The sequence below is a fragment of the Devosia sp. SL43 genome, assembly GCF_021729885.1.
Taxonomy (GTDB): domain Bacteria; phylum Pseudomonadota; class Alphaproteobacteria; order Rhizobiales; family Devosiaceae; genus Devosia.
This window is the reverse complement of record NZ_CP063401.1, coordinates 294,830-312,847: the sequence shown is the minus strand read 5'-3', so window position 1 is coordinate 312,847 and position 18,018 is coordinate 294,830. Positions and strand designations below refer to the sequence as shown.

The window sequence follows — 18,018 nt, the reverse complement described above, 5'->3', positions numbered from 1 at the left end:
CGTCATAGCGGGTTGAAAGCAAGGAAGGAAGGGTCCGAAATCACCTCAGACCTCCGCGGGCAGTGTCGCGGACCGGAAGCGCGACAGCAGCAATGCTGTTCCTGTCGCCAACATGATTGCGCCGGCCAAGACCAGCGCGGTGCTGTTGCCGAATTGTAGCGCCACCCAGCCGCCGAAAGGCGCCGCCACGGCGATCAGGCCCCAATTGATCGAGCGGATCGTCGTGTTCATCCGTCCACGCAGGCGCGACGGGGTGACCGCGTTGCGCCAGCTCATTTCCAGCGGACCGCGCAGACCAAGACCGAAACCGAAAACCGACTGTGCCAGGCAGAGCAGGTAGATTGCCGTGTCCGGCGACGCCAGCCCAGCCAGCAACCAGGCAAAGCCCGTAACGAAGTCCGCGGCCAGAATGGCCACGCCGATGCCGAATTTCCGCGCCGTCCGCTCAGCCAGGGCGGCCCCGAGAAGTCCGGCGACACCGGCGCAGGCCAGGGTCAGTCCGACGGCGGCGGCATCCAGGCCCAGACTGGTGGCGTGGAAGACAAAGACTGTGCCGGCAATGCTGTTGCCAACGAACCAGAGGTGGAGGCACAGCGCATAGGGCGCGAGGAAACGGTGGGTATAGACCCAGGCAATCCCTTCGCGCAGGTCGGACAGGATAGACCGCTTCTCGGCCTTTGGCGCAGTGCCAGCATCGGGAATGCGCCCAATGAGCAGGGCCGATGCGCCATAGGTCGCGGCGTTGACCAGCATGGCGAAAGGCGCGCCGGCCAGCCGTACGATCAGCCCGCCGACAAAGGGCCCCAGGGTCTGGGCCAGTGTATAGGTCTGGCTGAGCTTGACGTTCCCGGCAGCCAGCAGGTTTGGTGGTAGCAGGTCAGCGGTGAAGGACTGGTGGGCGCCGCCCTGCAGGACCGCCGCGGTACCGAGGAGAAAGACTAGCGCCGCGAGCAGCAGCGGGGTCAGCGAGCCTGCAAATCCCAGCCCTGCAATCAACAGCAGCAAGCAGCAACTGGCGATGTCGGTCGCAATGAGCAACGACCGGCGCCGGATGCGGTCGACTATCACGCCTGCCGCCAACCCGAACAGCAGCGAGGGCAGCCATTGGGCCGAGCGCACCCAGCCGATTTCCAGGGGATCGGCCTGCATGGTTTCGATCAACAAGAGCTGCAGGGCCAGGGTAAAGGCGAATGTCCCGAAGTTCGACAGGCCGTCGGCTATCCAGAGTGAGACAAAGCCCGGATGGCGAACCAGGCGATTGAATGCCGTCGACATGTCTTCCCCAATACCCGTTCAGCCCGGTGCGGATACCAGCCTGCTATAGCCCCTCATCCTCCTGCTCGTGCTGCGCGCGCAACAGCAGAGACGAATCCCCATACGAGTAGAACCGGTACCCGTCGGCGATCGCATGCGCATAGGCCGCCTTCATCACGTCGAATCCGGCAAAGGCGCTGACCAGCATGAACAGGGTCGACTTGGGCAGGTGGAAATTCGTCATCAGCACGTCGACCGTGGCGAAGCGGAAGCCGGGGGTGATGAAAATGTCGGTATCGCCGCTGAACGGTTGCAGCGTGCCGGTCTTGCGGGAGGCGGTTTCGAGCAGGCGGAGACTTGTGGTTCCCACCGCGACGACCCGGCCGCCGAGGGCCTTCTTGGCGTGGATGCGCTCGACCGTGGCCTGGTCGATCTCACCCCATTCGGCATGCATGACGTGGTCGTCGGTATCGTCCACCTTCATCGGCAGGAAGGTCCCTGCCCCCACATGCAGAGTCACCCGCTCAATGGTGACGCCTTTGTCGCTGAGCTGCTGCAGCAGCGTTTCGGTAAAATGCAGCCCAGCGGTCGGCGCGGCGACTGCCCCGTCTTCGGCGGCGTAGACCGTCTGGTAGTCGACCTTGTCGCGCTCCTCGACGGCGCGCTTGGCACCGATATAGGGCGGCAGCGGCATGGCGCCGTGCGATTTGATCGCTTCGTCGAGCTGGGCGCCACCGAGGTCAAATTCCAGCGTCACCTCGCCCGTCTCGCCCTTGCCCGCAATGCGGGCCGTCAGTGCGTCGGCCTGGCCGTTGCCCAGCTCGAGCTGGTCGAGCAGCGCCAGTTTCTTGGCCGGTCGCGCAAAGGCCCGCCAGGTATGGGCATCGACGCGCTTGTGCAGGTTGAACGAGACATTGGCGCGGTTCTCGCCCCGAATGCGGGTGCCGCGCAATTCGGCGGGCAGCACGCGGGTGTCGTTTACGACAAGCACATCGCCGGGCTTGAGCAGCCAGAGCAGATCGGGGATGTGACGATCGGCCAGCCCGACGGCAGGGTCCACCACCAGCAAGCGTGCGGAATCACGCGGCTCGGCGGGGTGCAGGGCGATGAGTTTTTCGGGCAGGTCGAAGTCGAAGTCGGAAACGCGCATGCGCCGTCCCTAGCATTGACTGGTCAATGGCGAAATCTCGCAGCGCGCCCGGCGCTGCGACAGCGGCGCGGGATAATTTCAGTGTTGCAGGAATGTCCCGCTACAGCATCCGGATCATCAGGGCGCCGACCACCAGCAGGACGGCGCCGGCTATCCGACCGACCGAGATTTCGCGGACAGCCATGCCCATGAAGCCGATCTTGTCGAGCAACAGGCCGCCGACCAACTGTCCGGCGACGGACAGGGCCATGACGGCAGCGGCCCCTATCATCGGAGTCAGAGTGATGTTCGAGAACACATAGAAAGCGCCTAGGACGCCGCCCGCAACGAAGGTCCAGGGCGCGGGCGCACCGAAATTGATCGGCGTCGTGGTAACATGGCTATAAATGAAGGCTATGGCCCACAGCAGTATTGCGCCAGCCACGAACGAGACGCCGGCCGCCGCGATGGGCACGCCGAGATTGCGCCCGAGCTGCGCATTGATTGGGGCCTGCGTGGCAATGCAGGCACCGGCAACGATGCCCATCAGCGCAGAGAGCACTGCATCCATTTTCATCAAATAACCTGATTGTGCCGCGACGCTGGAAGCAACGCGCCGGATTGAAGTGGCGCGCACTAAAATCCGATTCCGGCATCAGCGTAAATCGCTGGTCAGCCTGCCATGCAGGCAATGTCGGCTGTGACGTCACCGGCCGTGACGGTGCCGGCCAGCGGCTCGTCTTCGTTGCCGGTATAGGTCAGGCGGACCTTGACCAGGATTTCCTCGACGTTGGAATCGACAAAGTCGATCTTGATGCCATCGTCATCACCGAAGGCCTGGCCGGTGATGATGGGGATGCCTTCGCCGCGTTCCGGACCGGTGGAGTAGCTGTTGCCGCCAACCTCGACATAGGCGCCCAAGACGCCCACGATAACGAGCCGACCGAGCGCGACATCAACCGTCGCGCCCTTGCCTTCGCACATCAGCCCCTCGCTGGCCTGTGCGCCCGTCGCCATGACCAAAACTGCTGCGACTGCCGCGATACCGCGCGAAATGGCCTTCATCAATCTCTCCCGAACGCCGTTGAATGATCAGATGGCGCCTTCAAGCAGAGTGCCAATGAATGGTCGGTGAACTAGGTCGCGGCCGATAGACTGTGGAGCGGCCTGCCGGCCGCCCCACGAAAGCAAAGGTCAGGCAGCGATATCGGCGGCAACTTTGACCGACAGCATCTTGTCCGGATTGATCACCGGCTCGCCGCGCTTGATCTGGTCGACGTTCTCCATGCCTTCGATGACCTTGCCCCACACAGTGTACTGCTTGTTGAGGAAGGGCGCATCGCCGAAGCAGATGAAGAACTGCGAGTTGGCCGAATTCGGGCTCTGAGCGCGGGCCATCGAGGCGGTGCCGCGCACGTGGGGCTCGGCGTTGAATTCGGCCTTGAGGTCCGGATACTTCGAACCGCCGGTGCCACGGCCATCGGGGCAACCGGTCTGGGCCATGAAGCCCTCGATCACGCGGTGGAACACGATATTGTCGTAGAAGCCTTCGCGCGCCAGCTTCTTGATGTGGGCGACGTGCTCGGGCGCCAGGTCCGGGCGCATGGCGATGACGACCTTGCCCTTGGTGGTTTCGATGACGAGGGTGTTCTCGGGATCGGCGTAATCAGCCATGTGTCGTGCTTTCTGGTTGGGAATTTGTGGCCCGGATGTAAGGCCATTGGGCTGGCGGTGCAAGGTCCGGACACGCCCTCGTGGTTCGAGGCGCCAATAGGCGCACCTCACCATGAGGGCTACTCGTGATGCAGTGTTCCAGTAGCCCTCATGGTGAGGTGCGAGCTCTTCGCGAGCCTCGAACCACGAGGGCGTGGCGCAAGCCTACTTGTATTCGATCTTCGCCGAAACGATCTGATCCGGATTGGCCACGGCGCCGTTGGCGCTCTGCGGGCCCTTCTCGAGCGCATCGACGAATTCCATACCGCTCACGACCTTGCCGAATACGGTGTACTGGCCATCGAGGAAGCTGGCTTCGGCGGTGGTGATGAAGAACTGCGAATTGAACGAGTTGGGATCCTGTGACCGGGCAGCACCGAGCACGCCGCGCTGGAAGCTCTCGGCGTTGAATTCGGCGGGGACGTCGGGAAGATCGGAACCGCCCATGCCAGCATTGGCCAGGTTGAAGTCTGCGCTACCCGACTTGCCGAACTTGACGTCGCCAGTCTGGGCCATGAAGCCATCGATGACGCGGTGGAAGACCACGCCGTCATAGGCGCCCTGCTCAGTCAGCGCGATGACGCGCTCGACATGCTTGGGCGCCAGTGCAGGCAGCAACTCGATATCGACCACGCCGTCTTCGAGCGTCAGGATCAGATGCGGCGTACCGGTCTGGGCGAAGGCCGGGGCAGCGGTCAGCGCAGCGGCGCCGATGACGAGGGCGCCGAACAGGCGACGGGTAATAGCGTTCATTTGGATTTCAGAGCCTTGAGAACGATTTGCGGGACGAAGGCGGAAATATCGCCGCCCATCTCGGCGATCTGGCGCACCAATGTGGCCGAGATATGCCGCACGGGCGGACTGGAGGGCAGGAAGACGGTCTGCAGGTCGGGCGCCATCTGCGCGTTCATGCCCACCATCTGCATTTCGTAGTTGTAGTCGGTGGTGTCGCGCAGGCCGCGGATGATCAACCTGGCGCCGTGCTCGCGCGCCGCCGTGACCATCAAGCCGCTGAAGTCGACGATCTTGAACTCGGTATCGGTACGCTTGCCCACCGGGCCCAGCACCTGATCGAGAATCGCCAGGCGATCGTCATGGGCAAACAGCGGCGTCTTCTTTCCGGCATTGATGCCGACGGCGACAACCAGCGTGTCGACCAGCTTGCAGGCCCGCTCGATGACGTCGAGATGGCCGTTGGTCAGCGGATCGAACGATCCAGGATAGAAGCCCACCAATCTGCCCATGCCGCCCTCCCCTTGTTGTTGAACGCGGTTTTGTCATGCGAGGGGATTGCTGGCAAGGTTCGCGGGGAGACGATCATGCGTGCGACCGGTAACCGCCTCGTTGCGTATCGCCCCTCAGGCGCGCTTCTGCAGCGCTAGCCAGACGCCGCCGATCATCAGGATCACGCCCGAGACGCGGTTGACCATGCGCACGCGCGCTGCGGTCAGCAGGTGGCGAGCCTGACCGGCGGCAAGGGCATAGACACTGTCGCTGCAGGCGGCGACGACCAGACAGATGATACCGAGGGTCATGATCTGTCCGAAGGCGGGCCGGCTCAGATCGATGAACTGCGGCAGGAAAGCGCTCAGAAACAGTAGCGTTTTTGGGTTGGACCAGTTCGTCAGCGCGCCCTGCCAGATGTAGCGCCCGATGGGCAGGCGGTCGCCCGCAGCCATATCGAGACGACCAGAGGAGCGGAACATTTTCCAGCCGATCCAGATGAGATAGGCGGCGCCGATCAGCTTGATGATTTCAAAGGCGCCCGAGACGAAGGTCATCACCGCTTCGAGGCCGATGGCGACGACAAACACCATCGAGATCATGCTCAGCGCTGTCCCCAGAATGGTGAAGAGACCCGCCTTGGTTCCGCCAGCAAGCGAGTTGGCAATGACGACTGAGACCGATGGCCCGGGGATGACCGCAAAGAGCAGGCAGGCGAGCAGGTAAGGGACAATGATGACAGGATCGATCATGGCGGGACTCCTTGGACACCAAGCAAGCCACCGCCTGCGGCCAAAGGCAAGGGAAAGACGATCAGTACCGCATCGCTAAACTTGTATCGTTTGCGCGCACTGAACGCACACGCCTTAGCGGCTATTGATTGGCGTCGACACATCCTGACCGGGGCCGCGGATGCGCTCATACTTCGATGGCATGCTGCGCTACTTCGAGTTTTCTGGGCGCAGCACGCGCTTGCAGTATTGGATGTTCTTCGTTGTCAGCTACGCCCTTTTCGCCGTAGCTATCTATGCCGACTACAGGATGGGCGGCTATTCAGACCCCGAGCACCTGTCTGCGCCGCTGACCTTGTTTGCGCTCTTCGCGCACATCGTGCCGGGCCTCACGGTGCAGGTGCGGCGCCTGCACGATATCGGGAAGTCCGGCGCCTGGTACCTGCTGCATTTCGTGCCGCTGGGCGGATTGGTGCTGCTCTATTGGGCCTGTTGCGCCTCCGAGGCGGGCACCAATTACTACGACGGTCCCGCGCCCAGCACGTACGAGCCGCGCTACAAGACGCCAGTCGCACCCCGCCGCTCGACAATTCCGCGCGATATCCGAATGGGCAATGCCGCCGCACGGCCACAGGCGTCGGCCTATTCCCTTGGCCCCGCGACAGGCAGGTTCATCTAAAAAGGTAAGGGGCGCCGCAGCGCCCCTTCTTCTTACTCAGTGACCGGTGCGTCAGGCACTGCTGGGGCCTCAGGTGCCTCCGGCAGATCGTCGTCGCCTTCCGGCTCGCTGATGTGTTCCACCGAAACCACCTTCTCGTCCTCGGCCGTGTCAAAGACGATAACGCCCTGACTGCCGCGCGAGACGATGCGGATCGGCTTGTCGCCACCGACCGGCAGGCGGATGGTCTGGCCGCCATCGCTGATCAGCATGATCTGGTCGGTATCTTCCACGGGGAAGCTGGCGACCAGGTTGCCGTTGCGCTTGTTGACCGCCATGGCGACGATGCCTTTGCCGCCTCGACCGGTGATGCGGTATTCGTGGCTGGAGGTGCGCTTGCCGTAGCCGTTTTCCGAGATGGTGAGGATAAACTGCTCGGTCGCGCCGAGCTGGGCATAGCGGTCCTGCGGCAGGTCACCGGCGACCACGTCGCCTTCGTCCGAACCAGTCTCTTCCTCGGCGCCTTCGCCCCGCACGGCACGGCTCATCTTTAGATAGGCCGCACGTTCTTCTGCGGTGGCGTCGGAGTGGTTGATCACGGCCATCGAAATAACCACGTCGCCTTCGGCCAGCTGAATTCCGCGCACGCCCATGGAATCGCGGCCCTTGAACAGGCGAACGTCGTCGGTGCGGAAGCGGATCGCCTGGCCGAGTGCGGTGGTCAGCAGCACGTCGTCATTGACAGTCGCGGTGTCGACGCCGACGATCTGGTCGCCCTCATCGAGCTTCATGGCGATCTTGCCGTTCTGGCGCACTTCGACGAAGTCGGCCAGCGAGTTGCGGCGCACGGTGCCGCGCGTCGTGGCAAACATGATGTCGAGGCTGGCCCAGCTGGCTTCGTCCTCGGGCATCGGCATGATGGTGGTCAGCCGTTCGCCCTGCTCCAGCGGCAGGATATTGATCAGCGCCTTGCCGCGCGCATTGGCCTGGGCCAGCGGCAGGCGCCAGACCTTGAGCTTGTAGGCAATGCCGCGATCGGTGAAGAACAACACCGGCGTATGCGTATTGGCCACGAACAGCCGCGTGACGAAGTCTTCCTCGCGCGTCGCCATGCCCGAGCGGCCCTTGCCACCGCGATTCTGCGCCCGGTAGGTCGAGAGCGGCACGCGCTTAATGTAGCCCTCGTGCGACACGGTCACGACCATGTCTTCGCGGGCAATCAGGTCCTCGTCCTCGAAATCGCCAGCCACATCGGAAATCTCGGTGCGGCGCGGTGTGCCGAACTGTTCCTTGATCTCGAGCAACTCGTTGCGAATGATCTCGACCACGCGCTCGCGGCTGCGCAGGATTTCGAGATAGTCCTCGATCTCGGCGCCGAGGCCATTGAGCTCTTCGCCGATTTCATCGCGACCCAGCGCAGTCAGGCGCGCCAGACGCAGCTCGAGAATGGCGCGGGCCTGTTCCTCGGACAGGTTGAACGTGCCGTCTTCGTTGATGCGGTGGCGCGGATCGTCGATCAGGGCGATCAGTGGTGCCACGTCCTGCGCTGGCCAGCGGCGGGTCATCAACTGCTCGCGCGCCGTCGCCGGATCGGGCGCGGTGCGGATCAGCGCGATGACCTCGTCGATATTGGCGACGGCCACGGCCAGACCCACCAGGATATGGGCGCGATCGCGGGCCTTGTTCAGCAGGAACCGAGCCCGCCGCGTAACCACTTCGTGACGGAAATCGATGAAGGCGCCGAGTATCTCGCGCAGGTTCATCAACTGCGGCTTGCCGCCATTGAGGGCCACGAAATTGCAGCCGAAGGACGATTGCAGCGCCGTGAAGCGGTAAAGCTGGTTGAGCACCACATCGGCCAGCGCGTCGCGCTTGATCTCGATGACGACGCGCATGCCCTCGCGGGAGGACTCGTCGCGCATGTCGGCGATGCCTTCGATGCGCTTCTCGCGCACCAGCTCGGCGATCTTTTCGACCATCGCCGCCTTATTCACTTGGTAGGGCAGCTCGGTGATGATGAGCGCCTCGCGCTCCTTGCGGATTTCTTCCACCGCCACCCGACCACGCACCAGCACGGAACCGCGGCCGGTCTCGTAGGCTGAGCGGATGCCATGACGGCCCAGAATGATGCCGCCCGTCGGGAAATCGGGGCCGGGCAGGACTTCGAGCAATTCCTCGGTCAACACCGACGGATTGTCGAGCATCAGCAAGGCTGCGTCGATCGTCTCGCTCAGGTTGTGCGTCGGGATGTTGGTCGCCATGCCCACGGCGATACCGCCGCCGCCATTGACCAACATGTTGGGGAAGCGCGCCGGCATGACCGTCGGCTCGTGTTCGGAGCCGTCATAGTTGTCGCGGAAATCCACCGTATCCTTGTCGAGATCGTCGAGCATGGAATTGGTAATCTTCTGCATGCGCACTTCGGTATAACGCATGGCCGCCGGCATATCGCCGTCGACCGAACCGAAATTGCCTTGGCCTTCGACCAGCAGCTCGCCCATCGAAAAGTCCTGGGCCATACGCACCAAGGCCATGTAAACCGCGCTGTCGCCATGCGGGTGGTACTTACCGATCACGTCGCCGACCACGCGCGCCGACTTGCGGAACGGCTTGTTGTACTCGTAGCCATTCTCGCTCATCGAGAACAGAATACGCCGGTGCACCGGCTTGAGGCCATCGCGCACGTCGGGCAGCGCTCGGCTCACGATCACGCTCATCGCATAATCGAGATAGGACTTCCGCATTTCGTCGGTGATGGAAATCAGCGAAATGTCGGATGGCGGCAGAGCGCCGGTTCCGTTGTCAGGCGTATCGGTCACTGGGGTGATTCTTGGTTGTTCGAACTGCTCGATATGTAGGCGATTCCGGGTGGAATTGCTAATTTCCGGACAGCAAGGCTGTGGAGAGTTAGGACGGGTTCTGGATCAGCCGCAGCAAGCTGCAATCGGGATCGATCAAAGCGGCGACGCGGCCGCCCCATGCTTCGGTCTTAGGTGAGTGTAACCGCGGCCAGCCCTCTCGCGTCTCAGGTATGCCTGCAGCCACGCAAGCGGCGTAGAATTGGTCGAGATTGTCCAGCCGCAGGCAAGAGCCGAAGCTGCTGGTGGCCGGATCGAGGTCAGGGAACGCAAAGAATTCGAGCTGAATGGTCCCGCGCTGCAGGATCATCCACCCCTCGTCGCGCCAGCTCTCCCGAAATCCCAGCGCAGCATAGAACGCCGCTGTGACCGCAAAATCGCGCGATGGAAGGTTGGGCGTCGCATGATCCGTCATCTCTGTCTCGATCTCCAGCAGTGTGAAACTTGCAGTCGCTCCTGCCGGTTGACAACCCCAGTCAACCTCGTTAATTGCATATATACGTAATTACGTCATTGAGCAATTATGCAAGATCAACTGACCACTACTTTCGCCGCCCTCGCCGACCCGACCCGCCGCGCCATCCTGATGCGGCTGACCGCGGGCCCGGCCACGGTCAACGAGTTAGCCGAGCCGTTCAAGACAACGCTGCCGACGATCTCACGACATCTCAAGGTGCTCGAGGAAGCCGGGCTGGTGGTCAAGGAGCGGACGGCGCAGTTCCGGCCCTGTCGGCTGGACGTCGCGCCGCTGCAGGTGGCCGACCAATGGATCGATCAATACCGCCAGTTCTTCGGCGAACGCTTCGACCGATTGGGTGAACACCTGGAAGCGATGCGGCAGAGCAAAGGAGACGAACAATGAATATGCCCATGCAGAAGCGCGGCTTCACCCTGACCCGGACCTATCCGGTGCCGCCCGAGGCCGTCTTTGCCGCCTGGACCGATCCCAAGCAGCTCGGCTGGTTCTTCAATCCCGGCATGGCGGACGAACAGGAGCCCGAGGTCGACCTGCGCGTCGGCGGCGCCTGGCGCCTGCTGATGGTCGAGCGCGAAGACAAATCCTATGTCACCGGCGGCATTTATCGCGAAATCGAGCCGCCCCGGCGACTGGTGTTCAATTTCGGCGCGGTCGGCGGCTGGCCCGACCTGTCGATGGGCCTGCACGACGCGCTACTGGTGACACTGGAGTTCAACGCCGTGCCCGAAGGCACGGAAATGGTCTGTCGCCTGGAGGTCCCGCCCCATGTCAGCGACGCCAAGGCGAAGGAATGGTTCGACATGGGCATCGAGGGCGGCTGGACGCAGACTGTGGATCGGCTGAAACTGGGGTGAGTTCGACCCCAAAAAGGCCGGTCAAACCGGCGCGTCGAACTCCACGCGCGATGCCCCAATAGTTTGATGGTTCTCGCTGGCCCACTGGATCAGATGACCAAACGGCACGATGATGGATTCGCCCATGGGCGTCAGACGGTATTCCACCGAGGGGGGCTTGGTGTCGAAGACGCGGCGCGCGACCATGCCGTCGCGCTGCAGGTCGCGCAGGGTCTGGGTCAGCATTTTCTGCGAGATGTCGGGGACTTCCCGGCGCAACTGGTTGAAGCGCTTGGGGCCACCGGCCAGCGTCATCACCAGCAGCATGCTCCATTTGTCGCTGATCTTGTCGAGCACGCCGCGAACCGGGCAGTTGCCAACATTGCCCTGGGGCGCACTGTTCCAGCGCTCGACATAGACGGCGGCTTCCTCGGACATGGACAACATAGGCGGTTACCTCAAGGTGACGTTACGCGGCGAAAGTGCCTCCTTTCGCAAGCCGGCGGGCTCGACTAGATAGCACTCTCCGTTCGATACTTACTCTCCATCGGCATCTGTTGCAAGGAGAGGTCGGCGCAACAATAGGAGAGTTCGTCATGGCTTCATTTAAGGATCAGACCCTGCTGGTTACCGGCGCTGGCGGCAATTTCGGCCGCATCGCCGTCGAGGAACTGCTGGCACGCGGGGCCACTAAGCTCATCGCCGGCACGCGCGACCCAGCCAAGCTGGCCGATCTGGCCGCTCGCGGCGTGACTGTGCGCAAGGTTGATTTCGACGATGCAGCAAGCCTGCCCGCCGCCTTCGCCGGTGTCGACCGCGTGCTGATCATCAGCACCGATGGGATCGGCAAGCGCGTTGCCCAGCAGACGGCAGCCATCGCCGCGGCGAAAGCTGCCGGCGTCAAGCACATCGTCTACACCTCCGCCCCGGCGGCCCGCCCCAATGCCGATGCGGGCCTTGGCATCGAGCATTACTGGACCGAGGTGGCGCTAGCCCAAAGCGGGCTGGATTTTACGATCCTGCGCGATCACATGTATGCCGAGAACAATCTCATGGGCGCGGCGCACGAGATCGCAACAGGCCAGCTGTTCGGCCTGATTGGCGATCGTGGCACCGCCTATGTGACCCGTGCCGACGCCGCGCGCACTGCTGCCGGCGCTCTCCTCACTGCAGAAGGCAAGTCCATCGAGGACGTCACCGGTCCGGCCGCCGTCACCAATGTCGAGCGCGCGGCGCTCTATTCGCAGCTCACCGGCAAGCCGGTCAACAGCATCGCCATCACCCCACCCGAACTGACGGCGGGCCTGGTTGGCGCGGGCCTGCCCGAAGGATTTGCGGCGGCGCTGGTGGCGTTCCAGGTCGACGCGGTGCTTGGCTTCCATGGTGTCGTCACCGATACCGTCGAGCGCTTCTCGGGCCGCAAGCCACAGACGCTGGCCGACTTCCTGACCGAGAACCGCGCCGCTCTGGGCGCATGACGATATTGGCTCCGTGTTTCGGCACGGAGCCAAACATACCGGCAATATTGCCACAAACGCATCGGAACGCCTGCAACCGCTGGACCTGATCTTCACAAACCCGTAGAAATCGCGCCAATTTGTCGCCGTATTCGCGGAGTCGGGTCGCAGTGTCTGGTGGTTCTTTCTTTCAGCGTGCTTGGTCGCGTTTTGCCTATGATCGGTCGATCGGCTTTGGCCTTGAATATATCGGCCTCACCACCCTGCGTTTTCCGCGCGCCGTAGCCCTCGCGGTTCTTGCCTTTTCGATCCTGTGCTTCACGCAAATTCCCAAGGCCAATGTCGATGGTGACCTGCTGCGGGTCTATGCCCATTCCGGTGAGCATTACGACGCATACGAGAAACTGGCCGAGACCTTCGGAACATTCGAAAACGACATCTACCTGCTGGTAACGTCGCCGACGCTGACCAACCCGGAAACGCTGGAGAAAATCCGCGAACTTGCCTTCGACCTGGAGCTCAACGAGTTCGCGGTCGGCACCATGTCGCCGTTCACCTTGCGCAAGCCGGATGGCGCTGGCGGCTCGGTGCCTGCCGTGCCGGAAGGCATGACCGACTTCGCCCAGGTGGCCCTGGCGCTGACGGATCTACAGCAGAACGATCCGATGATGCGCAATCTCATCACGCCGGATTTGTCGGGCGTGGTGCTGATCATGTTCCCCAACCAGGAGCTGGTGAAGGAACAGGGCACCAAGACGATGATCGCCAGCCTGCGCGACACCATCGCGCCCTACCAGAGCGCCGATGTCAGCATCGAGCTGACCGGCCCGCCGGTATGGACCTCCGAAATGCTGAATGCGGCGGTCGACGATCAGGTCAAGTTCACCGTCTGGGGCTTTGGCCTCGGCGCCATCATCGCGCTGCTGGCCCTCCGCTCGCTGACCGGCGCCCTGCTCGTGGCGGCTACGCCGTTCCTGGCGGTGATGTGGGCGATGGGGATGGTCCTGCTGTTCTTCGGCTCGTTCTCGTTCCTGACCATCATCGTGACCACGCTGGTGCTGGTGATTTCCTTTGCCGAAGCAATGTTCTTTATCTTCAACTGGCTGGCTTATTGGCGCGACGGGATGGAGCCCAACAAGGCGGTCGACGCCACGGTAAAGCTTGTCGGTCCTGCCGCCGCCCTCACCATGCTGACAACGCTGGTGAGCTTTGCCTCGCTCTGGCTGACGCCTGGGCAAGGTGTGCGTGAATTCTCGATGGCCGGCTCTATCGGCACATTCCTGCTGTTCGTCTGCCTGATGACGTTCCTGCCGCTGCTGCTCAAGCTGGCCATTCGTCTCGGCTTCAAGCCACCCAAGCGCTCCAGCCTGGTGCTGACCGCACCGCTGCCGCTGGCCTGGTTCATCGCCAGCCGCTTCGGCCGGGCCCTGTCGGTGCTGGCCATCGCCGTCACTATCACCCTGTTTGTGCCCTACCTGCTGATCAAGCCGCACTTCTCGTTCGAGGATTTTGTGGCCAAGGACTCGACAGCGCTGACAGCGGCTGAGGAGATCGATTCCGGCGTGGGCGGCGTGGCGCCAATCTATATTCGCGTGCCGCTGGTCGAGAACGACCCCAATGTCGGCCCGACCGATTTCGAGACCATCCGCAAGGTGCACGACATCCTCGAGTCGCATCTGGGTGAGAACAAAGTCATCTCGGCGGCGGCGCTGACCAACTACACTGAGAGCGGCTTCACCCGCGAAGAGGTGTTCGATGCTGTAGGGCCGTTCATGCGCAAGCGCTTCGTCACCGACGATGGCAGCCAGGCGCTGGTCACTGGCTTCATGCCGACCGTCATCGACAGTGAAGACCTCAAGCTGCTCGTCGAGAATGTCACCGCAGAGATGCGGGCGGCAGGGATCGATGGTGCTGAAGTGGGCGGCTTCCGCATCCTCACGACCTTCGCGACCGACCAGATCGTCTATGGCCTGCAGCTCGACCTGACGATTTCGGTGCTGCTCAATATTGGCCTGATCGGCTTTGCCTTCCAGTCCTTCCGGGTGGCGCTGGCTTCGGCGATTCCCAACCTCTTCCCAGTGCTCGGCACCATAGCGTGGCTTTACCTCAGCGGTCAGGGACTGCAACTGACCACCGTGATCGCGCTGACCATCGCCTTTGGTATCGCGGTCGACGACACGGTCCACTTCCTGTCGCACTATCTGCATTCGCGGCGCGAGGAGGGGCGGCCGCATATGGAGGCGGTCAAGCACACCCTGGACCGAATAGGTGGCGCCATCGTCGCCACGACTATCATCCTCTGTTCGGGCGTGATCATTGTCACCTTCTCCGAACTGCCGCAGGTGGCTTTGTTCGGTACCCTGTTCGTTTCCACCCTTGGCTTTGCCGTTATCGGCGATCTGTTCATCCTGCCGGCCCTGCTGGCGGCCGGTGGCAAGTTTTTCGAACCGCTGGCCAGGATCCGGGTGCGTACGGCCGACCACGATTCGACGCCGGACGATCCGACGGGCGACACGCAGACAGGCGACGGCGGCACCGAGGGCGGCCACCCCGATCCGCGGGCGACCTGATCGATCACCTGCTTGCGAGGCGCCTCGGCGCCCGCTTACATGGATGGGACTGATTCTGCGGTGAATCGGCGTGTTCCGGTTCACATTGTCGAGATGGTTGCTGTGCAACCAAATGGATTTGATATCGAATTACGATATCGGATTTGCTGGGGGGCATGATTTTACTGGAGGCTTAGTGCAATGACCTATTTCGCACCCCTGTCGCGCGCCATTGCGCTGGCAGGTCTGCTCTTGACTGGTGGCGCGGCCACCGCCCCGGCTTTCGCCGGTCCGGCAGAAGTCGCTCTGCTGCAATCCTATATCGGCGAGTGGCGCGGTCGCGGCACGCTGGTGGGCGCCAATTCCGAAACCGTGGTTTGCCGGCTGACGCTCAGCCAGGGCAACCAGGACAAGGTGAACTATAACGGCCGCTGCACCCTGGCGGGCACGCAGCTGTCGGTTGCCGGAACGATGGCCTATATCGAAGCCAGCGGCCGCTACGAGGCCGCGATGAGCTCCAATGCGACCTTCACCGGCCTCGCCGTGGGTCAGAAGCGCGGCGGCGGCCTGGTGTTCAACCTGCGCGAGCGCGACAAGGACGAAGAAGGCAAGGAGATGAACATCTCCGCCCAGATCAGCCTCAACAACAACGCTATCGGCGTGGTTTTCGAGGTCGTCTATATCGCCAGCGGCGACAGCCTGCGCGCCGAAGTGCCGTTCAGCAAGTAACGTGCGCGCCGTAAACGTTTTTAGCGGACGGCTGCGGCAGTCCGCTTGTTTTTTGTGGAAACACAAAGTGTTAACTGCGGGCGCGATAGCGTAACCGGGATGCCAACCACGAGTTTCGGTTTTGAGCAGCCTCGGTATTAATACGGTCAGTGCTGTTCCGGTCACGGCCGAAAACCCGGCGACTAGTCCTGCTTGGGCGGGGCTGGACCGACTGCGCCGACTGCTCGGCGTGGATAGCGCCGCGATTACCCGGCACAGCGCTGACCGTAAGCACCTGGTGGCTTCGTGCGGTTCAGACTGGGACCTGTCCAAATGGCAGACAAAGGCCGTTGCGGAGCAAGTACCGCTCGTCATCGCCGACACAGCCATCGACGATCCCTCCCCAAACTCACCCCGATTTTATGCAGGTATTCCGATGGTGGGCAGCGACGGCGCGCCGCTGCTGCTGAGCCTGGCCGACCGGCGCTCGCGCAGCGCCGCCATGGCCCATCGACTGGCCGCATTGGCCATCGATGTCACCAGCCGCTCGACGATTGCCCGCTTGTCATCCAGGCTTGCGCAGAACGCGGCGCGCTCGGACTACCTGCGCCGGCAATTCGACCGGGCCTCTGCCACGGCCAAGATCGGCATCTGGGAATGCGATCTGTCAGACGGCAGCCTGACTTGGACCAATGGCGTCTATGACCTGTTCGAAATCCCGCGCGGCTCCGCTATCGACCGCCAAACGACCCTTGCCTGCTATGCGCAGCAATCCCGCATTGCCATGGAAGCGGCGCGCGCGCACGCCATCGCCACCTGTACCGATTTCAGCGTCATCGCCGAGATCGTCACCACCAAGGGCAAGCGCCGCTGGATGCGGCTGACCGGGGCGGTGGAGGCGGAGAACGGCGTAGCCGTACGCATTTTTGGCATGAAGCAGGACATTACCGAGGAAAAACTGCTGGCGGATCGCACTCGCTACCTGGCCGAGAACGACGTGATGACAGGCCTCGCCAATCGCAGCCAGTTCCAGAACCATCTGGATGATCTCGATGGCCGGCTACGTGGCCGCGCCATCAGCGGCCTGCTGCTGATCGACCTCGATGGCTTCAAGCAAGTCAACGACACGCATGGCCATGCCCTGGGCGACGAGTGTCTCAAGGAGGCCGCGATGCGGCTGACCCAGTGCTGCGGCAATGTCGAACTGGTGGCGCGCATCGGCGGCGACGAATTCGCGGTGCTGACCGGTGCCGGATTGATGCCGTCCGATGTCGAAACGCTCGCCGAGACTATCGTCGATGCCATCGGTCGACCGCTGGTGCACGGCGGCCACCGCATAGAGCTGGGCGCCTCAGTTGGCGTCGCCCACAACACGGGCGGGACGTCCGAAGATCTGTTCCGCCGGGCCGACATGGCACTATACGCCGCCAAGGGCGCTGGGCGGAACACGAGCCGGGTATTCCGGTCGGCCTAGGTTGATTGCCACGCCCTCATGGTTTCGAGGCGCTGAAGAAGCGCACCTCACCATGAGGGCTGTTGATAGTTCGGAGTATCAGTAGTCCTCATGGTGAGGTGCGAGCCTCGAACCACGAGGGCGTGGCAAGAAGCGTAACCTCCACAAACAAACGGGCCGCTTTCGCGACCCGCTTCTTCCACTCCCTAGAACGGGATATCGTCGTCCATGCCGCCGGGCTCGAAGGCCGGGGCGTTGGCGCGGGGACGCTGGCCGCCGCCATTGCCGCCACCGCCATTGTCGCGAGCGCCGCGGAAACCGCCGCCACCGCCATTATCGACACCGCGGAAGCCGCCGTCGCTATCGCCGCCGCCCTGCCCCTCGCCGCGACCGTCGAGCAGCGTCATGTTGGAGTTGAACCCCTGCAGGACGATCTCGGTAGAGTATTTGTCCTGGCCGGACTGATCCTGCCATTTGCGCGTCTGCAACTGCCCTTCCAGATAAACCTTGCTACCTTTCTTGAGATAGCTTTCGGCCACCCGTGCCAGCCCTTCCGAGAAGATCACCACACGGTGCCACTCGGTCTTTTCACGGCGCTCGCCGGTATTCTTGTCTTTCCAGTTTTCGGAGGTGGCGATCGAGAGATTGACCACCTTGCCGCCGCTGGGAAGGTTGCGCACTTCGGGATCAGCCCCGAGATTGCCCACCAGGATGACCTTGTTCACACTGCCTGCCATGGCGAAAATTCCTTTCGATTCAGTCCCGGTCTGCCTTGGGTCGCGGGACGCTTACTTACGGTTGCGCAAGACCCCTGCCCGCCCACAGCGCGGACCATTTGCATTGGCCTTGTCGAGATGCCCCATCTTAGCCTGTCCCGAACCCGGGCGCGCGTTGGATCAGCACGTTTTGAACACCTAAGAAGCCGGCCAGCGCCTTCAAGTCACCCACTGTATGTTCATGTTATGTTCTGTGT

Annotated in this window: 19 protein-coding genes; 7 read left to right on the top strand and 12 right to left on the bottom strand. The window is 62.7% G+C overall.

The window, feature by feature from the left end; translation table 11 throughout:
• Positions 1-45: 45 nt before the first annotated feature.
• The 8 genes from IM737_RS01520 to IM737_RS01485 all read right to left on the bottom strand — a co-directional run bounded on the left by IM737_RS01520 (position 46) and on the right by IM737_RS01485 (position 6,072).
• On the bottom strand, positions 46-1,275 hold the full coding sequence (locus IM737_RS01520) for an MFS transporter (RefSeq protein ID WP_236897786.1): 1,230 nt from the start codon (positions 1,273-1,275) through the stop codon (positions 46-48).
• Positions 1,276-1,318: 43 nt separating this feature from the next.
• Positions 1,319-2,404, bottom strand: coding sequence for a tRNA preQ1(34) S-adenosylmethionine ribosyltransferase-isomerase QueA (gene queA, locus IM737_RS01515; protein ID WP_236897785.1), 1,086 nt, complete (start codon positions 2,402-2,404; stop codon positions 1,319-1,321).
• A 100-nt stretch (positions 2,405-2,504) separates the two neighbouring features.
• Positions 2,505-2,954 carry a DMT family transporter gene (locus IM737_RS01510; protein WP_236899833.1) on the bottom strand — a complete coding sequence of 150 codons (450 nt, stop codon included), beginning with the start codon at positions 2,952-2,954 and terminating at the stop codon, positions 2,505-2,507.
• Positions 2,955-3,055: 101 nt separating this feature from the next.
• Positions 3,056-3,448, bottom strand: coding sequence for a hypothetical protein (locus IM737_RS01505; RefSeq protein ID WP_236897784.1), 393 nt, complete (start codon positions 3,446-3,448; stop codon positions 3,056-3,058).
• Between the two features lie 129 nt (positions 3,449-3,577).
• Complete coding sequence (locus IM737_RS01500; protein ID WP_236897783.1) at positions 3,578-4,057, bottom strand: peptidylprolyl isomerase; 480 nt, start codon at positions 4,055-4,057, stop codon at positions 3,578-3,580.
• A 204-nt stretch (positions 4,058-4,261) separates the two neighbouring features.
• Positions 4,262-4,849 carry a peptidylprolyl isomerase gene (locus IM737_RS01495; protein ID WP_236897781.1) on the bottom strand — a complete coding sequence of 196 codons (588 nt, stop codon included), beginning with the start codon at positions 4,847-4,849 and terminating at the stop codon, positions 4,262-4,264.
• Positions 4,846-5,340, bottom strand: a complete 495-nt coding sequence (coaD, locus tag IM737_RS01490) for a pantetheine-phosphate adenylyltransferase (RefSeq protein WP_236897779.1) — start codon at positions 5,338-5,340, stop codon at positions 4,846-4,848. Before coaD ends, IM737_RS01495 begins: the two co-directional genes overlap by 4 nt.
• 114 nt (positions 5,341-5,454) lie before the next feature.
• Positions 5,455-6,072 (bottom strand): LysE family translocator, encoded by a 618-nt coding sequence (locus tag IM737_RS01485; protein WP_236897778.1) that lies wholly within the window; start codon positions 6,070-6,072, stop codon positions 5,455-5,457.
• A 160-nt stretch (positions 6,073-6,232) separates the two neighbouring features.
• Here IM737_RS01485 and IM737_RS01480 point away from each other — a divergent pair, with 160 nt between their 5' ends.
• Complete coding sequence (locus IM737_RS01480) at positions 6,233-6,730, top strand: DUF805 domain-containing protein (RefSeq protein ID WP_236897777.1); 498 nt, start codon at positions 6,233-6,235, stop codon at positions 6,728-6,730.
• Between the two features lie 32 nt (positions 6,731-6,762).
• Here the strand turns inward: IM737_RS01480 and gyrA are convergent, their stop codons facing one another.
• Together gyrA and IM737_RS01470 are read right to left on the bottom strand one after the other, a co-directional pair.
• Positions 6,763-9,528, bottom strand: coding sequence for a DNA gyrase subunit A (gene gyrA, locus IM737_RS01475; RefSeq protein ID WP_442874158.1), 2,766 nt, complete (start codon positions 9,526-9,528; stop codon positions 6,763-6,765).
• Between the two features lie 88 nt (positions 9,529-9,616).
• Positions 9,617-9,982, bottom strand: a complete 366-nt coding sequence (locus IM737_RS01470; protein ID WP_236897776.1) for a bleomycin resistance protein — start codon at positions 9,980-9,982, stop codon at positions 9,617-9,619.
• Positions 9,983-10,090: 108 nt separating this feature from the next.
• Between IM737_RS01470 and IM737_RS01465 the strand changes: the two genes are divergently transcribed.
• Together IM737_RS01465 and IM737_RS01460 are read left to right on the top strand one after the other, a co-directional pair.
• Complete coding sequence (locus IM737_RS01465; protein WP_236897775.1) at positions 10,091-10,429, top strand: ArsR/SmtB family transcription factor; 339 nt, start codon at positions 10,091-10,093, stop codon at positions 10,427-10,429.
• On the top strand, positions 10,426-10,899 hold the full coding sequence (locus tag IM737_RS01460) for an SRPBCC family protein (RefSeq protein WP_236897774.1): 474 nt from the start codon (positions 10,426-10,428) through the stop codon (positions 10,897-10,899). Before IM737_RS01465 ends, IM737_RS01460 begins: the two co-directional genes overlap by 4 nt.
• A 21-nt stretch (positions 10,900-10,920) precedes the next feature.
• Here IM737_RS01460 and IM737_RS01455 read toward each other — a convergent pair whose 3' ends face one another.
• Entirely contained in the window at positions 10,921-11,325 is a 405-nt protein-coding gene (locus IM737_RS01455) for a winged helix-turn-helix transcriptional regulator (protein ID WP_236897772.1), read from the bottom strand.
• 149 nt (positions 11,326-11,474) lie between these two features.
• On the opposite strand from IM737_RS01455, the gene IM737_RS01450 reads away from it, so the two are divergent.
• The 4 genes from IM737_RS01450 (at position 11,475) to IM737_RS01435 (ending at position 17,066) form a co-directional block, all read left to right on the top strand.
• Positions 11,475-12,356: an NAD(P)H-binding protein gene (locus IM737_RS01450; protein ID WP_236897771.1), complete on the top strand. Its 882-nt coding sequence runs from the start codon at positions 11,475-11,477 to the stop codon at positions 12,354-12,356.
• A 149-nt stretch (positions 12,357-12,505) separates the two neighbouring features.
• Positions 12,506-14,905: an efflux RND transporter permease subunit gene (locus tag IM737_RS01445; protein WP_236897770.1), complete on the top strand. Its 2,400-nt coding sequence runs from the start codon at positions 12,506-12,508 to the stop codon at positions 14,903-14,905.
• Positions 14,906-15,085: 180 nt separating this feature from the next.
• Complete coding sequence (locus IM737_RS01440) at positions 15,086-15,613, top strand: hypothetical protein (protein WP_236897769.1); 528 nt, start codon at positions 15,086-15,088, stop codon at positions 15,611-15,613.
• A gap of 415 nt (positions 15,614-16,028) precedes the next feature.
• Complete coding sequence (locus IM737_RS01435; protein WP_236897768.1) at positions 16,029-17,066, top strand: GGDEF domain-containing protein; 1,038 nt, start codon at positions 16,029-16,031, stop codon at positions 17,064-17,066.
• Between the two features lie 185 nt (positions 17,067-17,251).
• On the opposite strand, the gene ssb is transcribed toward IM737_RS01435, so the two are convergent.
• Positions 17,252-17,782 (bottom strand): single-stranded DNA-binding protein, encoded by a 531-nt coding sequence (gene ssb, locus IM737_RS01430; RefSeq protein ID WP_236897767.1) that lies wholly within the window; start codon positions 17,780-17,782, stop codon positions 17,252-17,254.
• Positions 17,783-18,018 lie beyond the last annotated feature (236 nt).